The sequence below is a fragment of the Nonomuraea sp. NPDC048881 genome (assembly GCF_040649795.1).
In the GTDB taxonomy this organism is placed as follows: Bacteria; Actinomycetota; Actinomycetes; order Streptosporangiales; family Streptosporangiaceae; genus Nonomuraea.
Window position 1 is genome coordinate 1 of the sequence record NZ_JBEZGC010000007.1, and the last position, 4,124, is coordinate 4,124.

The following is a 4,124-nucleotide window of genomic DNA, read 5'->3' on the forward strand; positions in this document are numbered from 1 at the left end:
TCGTTCGTCATCGAGCGGTCCGGCTCGACAGGCAGTTCGTTCATGGACAGCGACTCCACGGCGGTCTCGGACATCAAGCGTCTCTTCCTTGATCATCAGATCCGCCGTTAGTTTTACAGTCCCTTCGTGATTTGGGCTTCTGAATTCTGGGCAGTCGGCCGAGTTTCGGCTGCGGGTTCAGGGTGCCATGGGAACCTCGTCTGCCAGATGCGCGGCAATCGTCCTTGATCGATTCTCGGCTGGTTCGGGCCTTATGCGAGGCGAAGGCAGGGCGTAGGTACTGATCAGGCTCGATCATGGCTACGCCGCGAAGACGCGGGCGACGTCGCCGCCGCTGAGGGTGCTTTGGATCTCGGCTTCAGGGGGGCGGTACTGGGCGCGATTCGCGTCAACCGAGTCAGGGGCAGTGGGTTCGAGCAGGAGGTGTGTTTGTCGACTGTGTCGGCATCGACGTGCGCCGAAGGGAAAGTGTTCCGGCGTAGGGGAGCCGGGGCAGCGGGAGGGTTTCCGCTGGAGCCGCGTGATGTCGGTGCTGAGGCGTGCAAATGCATGTCTAGTTTCGGGGAGGTGCGGCTGAAGTCGTTGGCCGATGGCTTGATGGGGGGCAGCAGGCAGGGGGCGGCGCAAGCGGTATGGGGGCGTACTGAGGATGGACATGCTGGGGTGGGTTACAGGGTCTGTTTGGTCGTGATGGAGGCGTTGTCCCTGCGGGGCTTACGCGCTCGTGAAGCTTGGGTGTGAACATCGATGGTGGGTTTGTGTGGCATTGCACGACCCCAAAGGGGCGGCCCGCGCGGGCACAGGTGTAGGGGTTGGTGCTCGCGCGGGCCGGAATGGGGGAACTGGTAGGTGCCCGCGCGGGCAAAATGGAGGGGGATTCTAAGTGCCCGCGCGGGTGTCTATGGGATCCGGTATCGGATCGATCTGTCCTACTTGAACAGGTGGGTGTGGAGCTGTTCGCTGTTTCGGCTTGCTCAGGGTGAAGATTACTAGCCGGTGGCCTAGTTGTGGTAGCGAATTCTTATCTTGATGCTGGTGGAATGGCGAAGGTGGACGATCCGGGGCGAGTAGGGCCAGGTGTTTTTTGCGTCTTAGGTGCAATTGTCGCGGATTTCAGGGGTTGTCTGGTGGGATTTGAGTCTTTTGAGTGTTTCGGGGTGTGCGGGTTGATGGGTGGGTGATGCTCTGGGGGGAGGGTCTTCTTCGGTTTGTGATTCGCTAGGACCCGTGCCCATGTTCCGTCCTCGGTCCAGCGTTTGTAGCGTTCGTAGCAGGTTTGCCAGGGGCCGTAGCATCTTGGGATTTCTCGCCAGGTCGATCCGGTCTCAAGGCGCCGATTCCGTTCACTACTTGCCGGCGTCCACGCCAGGGGCGGCTAGGGCCCGCGGCGGACGGGAGTAGGGGGTGGTCCGGTCTCATGCTTTGTCAGTCGAGTCGCTACGTGTTGCCACGGCTCACTATTTAAGCGGGATCCGAGAGGAGTGGTAAGGGGGCTCCTTGGAGCGTTCTTTGGCTGGAAGTGTGTGAGCGGGGTGGGAACGATGAAAATGCCTGGGTATTTGGGTGAAAGGTCGCAGCCTATCAAGGCTGATATTGTTGGGGGTCTGATGGGTCGATAATGCCGCTTTATAGCATCTGGTGTGCGGTTGTAGAAGTTCCTCGGGGCTTGCTTGAAGTGAAACGGATAGAGCTGGCTGCGGGTGATGCGGTTTCTGCTGATGCATGATGGGGCTTGTCCTGATGAGGGCGTTACTGTTTAGATTGATGTGACTTTCCAGCGGGAGTAGAGCGTGCTGGCGTTGGTGTAGCGCGAGCTGGCTGGCGCTGGACCGGTTGGGAGTACGGGCGCTCGTCGTTGTGGTTCGCAGGTCAGAAGTCTGAATGCGCTCGGTGTGGACTTCGACTTAGGACGAGCTGTATTTCTGCTTCCAGTGCAAGTCCCTCAGAGGTCTCGAGGGTAGTCGGGAGTGGCCGCTGATGGTTGGCTCGTCTTCTAGGAGTTGGTTAAGGGGAAGGTCCATCGGCTCTGGGGAGTGTTGCGTGGCTTAAGGCATGTGCTGTGCGGGGCTGAATCTGTGGCGAGGGCAGGGCCTACGGGGCTGGGAGAGGGCGGGCTGAGGAGGGGAGGAGAGAGAGGTGACCTCTCGGTTCTCGTGGTGGGGGGCGACGAAAAGTAGATTTGTTCTATGAGTGATGTACGGGTGGTGTTTCGGAAGTACGGCGGGGCGTTGCACTGGAACCATCCGGGCACGGTGCTCGGAGACGATCAATACGGGGTTTGGGTGGCCGTGCCCGGCGGGACGGTTGCCCGCAAGGGGGATGGGCCGGCGATCACCTGGGATAACCACGCGATCATGCTGTTCCCGCGGGATGCCTGGTGGACGGCATCGTTCAATGCGGCACCGCATCGCACTGAGGTCTATGTGGATGTCACCACGGTTCCCGAGTGGCGGGATGACGAGGTCACCATGCTGGATCTCGATCTCGACGTGATCAGGAAGCGGGATGGGCGGCTCATTCTCGACGATGAGGACGAGTTCGCCGAGCATCAGGTGGTGCTGGGGTATCCGCCGGAGTTGATCGCCGGGGCGGAGGCGAGCGCGCGGTGGTTGATGGACGCGGTCGGGGCTCGTAGAGGGCCGTTCGGGGGAGCGCACGTGAAGTGGCTTGCGATGATGGAATGAGTGCCGTCGGTTCGGGTGGTGGGCGAAGTGGGGCGGCGAGTTCGGGCTTGCGCCGGCGGCTGACACGGCGGGGTGTGTCGGGTGGCGGCTGGCGTTGGTCAGGTAAGTGACCTTGGGGTCCGGACGGTGATGGTGATGGGTGGCGGGGGAGCGCCTGGTCTGTGGTGTGAATCTTGCGCCCGTTGAGGTGCGACGGGTTGCCTGTGTCATGGCGTGCTGTGGGAGAGCGGTTGTTGTGGCTTCCTTCGCTCGCGCTGGTAGGTGAGTGTTCGCCCGCCTACTGCTGCGCCAAGGCGGGCAATCGATGATCGTGGCAGGGCGGTCTGCGACCTTCGCCAGATGGCCGATCACGCTTGCTGGTCGATCGTCGCTTGGGGCTTCGGCTCGCAGGGCGAGCTGTCAGCGACCTCGTGCGGGCTCTCCGGTGTGAATCCGAGGGCTTGGAGATCGACGCGTGCCTGGTGCATCGCTGCTCTCTGCGACGGTGGCTCGTTTCGCGACAGAGGCATCGGCGGGTGAGGAGTGAGGCACCGCTGGGTTGGTGTCTGTCCGTCTGAGGGTGTGAGGTGCCGGGCCACAGGGCGGCGCTACTGATCAGGTGGTTCCGTGTTTCGGTGAGTTGTCGGCGGCTGCCCTGTTGGTGGTGAGGCTTGGGGCTGGGTGTGGGCTGCGCCGTTGGTGGTCTCTTGGGAGCTCAGGGCCCGCTGTTGGCTCGGTTCGGAACGGTGATCGGTCAGTGGTTCGTGGTCGGGCTTCGGGGGCTGGTGTAGGCCGTTGGAGTGCGGCTATTGGAGGAGGCGGAGCGCGGTTGCGATGGCGGAGAGGCGATGGGGGGACGCCAGGCCTGCGTGGTAGAGGTGGAATTCTGTGGCGCCGGCATCGGCGTACATCTTCAGTTGTTCGGCCAGGGCGGCTGCGTCGGCGGGGCGGGGTGGGAGGGTCAGGACGTAGGCGCCTACTCGTTGGCCGGGCGTGCAGAGGTTCGCCAGGGCTGTGAGGCGGGCGGCGTCGGTGCGGGTGTCGCCCCAGCAGTTGCCCACGAGGACGTTCAGGCTCGGGTCGCCCGAGGGGAGGGCGGCGAAGGCGCCGGTGGCCCATGGGTTCGGGTCGGCGTGCAGCGTGATGGGGATGTTCGGCGCTGTTCGCCGGGCGGCTGAGATGAGGCGGTGGCGGAGGGAGGCTGACAGTCTCACCCGGGTTGCTCTTACCTCGTCGGCGAGGGGGCCGAGGGCGAGGTCCATCGTGTCGATGGGGTGGTGGGGGGTGGGGTGGCCGGTGGTGTTCGAGGCGGTGGGGGTGCGGACTGTGGTGCTCTGAAATGACCGAGCAGCGCTTTCGGCCGTTACGCCCCGGCGGCCTGGCGCTGGGACCCCTGATGCTCGGGGCGCCGAATCTCGGGCTTCTGGGGCTCGGTTCTCTGAGGTGAGGGTCCGTGAGGGT

Annotated in this window: 2 protein-coding genes and 1 pseudogene; 1 reads left to right on the forward strand and 2 read right to left on the reverse strand. The window is 63.5% G+C overall.

The window, feature by feature from the left end:
- Positions 1-1,216: 1,216 nt before the first annotated feature.
- A pseudogene (locus tag AB0C33_RS24940) lies at positions 1,217-1,403 on the reverse strand (transposase); the annotation flags it as partial.
- Positions 1,404-2,186: 783 nt separating this feature from the next.
- Between AB0C33_RS24940 and AB0C33_RS24945 the strand changes: the two are divergent.
- On the forward strand, positions 2,187-2,684 hold the full coding sequence (locus AB0C33_RS24945; protein ID WP_358291838.1) for a DUF402 domain-containing protein: 498 nt from the start codon (positions 2,187-2,189) through the stop codon (positions 2,682-2,684).
- A 785-nt stretch (positions 2,685-3,469) separates the two neighbouring features.
- On the opposite strand, the gene AB0C33_RS24950 is transcribed toward AB0C33_RS24945, so the two are convergent.
- Positions 3,470-3,925: a hypothetical protein gene (locus tag AB0C33_RS24950; protein ID WP_358291840.1), complete on the reverse strand. Its 456-nt coding sequence runs from the start codon at positions 3,923-3,925 to the stop codon at positions 3,470-3,472.
- Between the last annotated feature and the right edge of the window lie 199 nt (positions 3,926-4,124).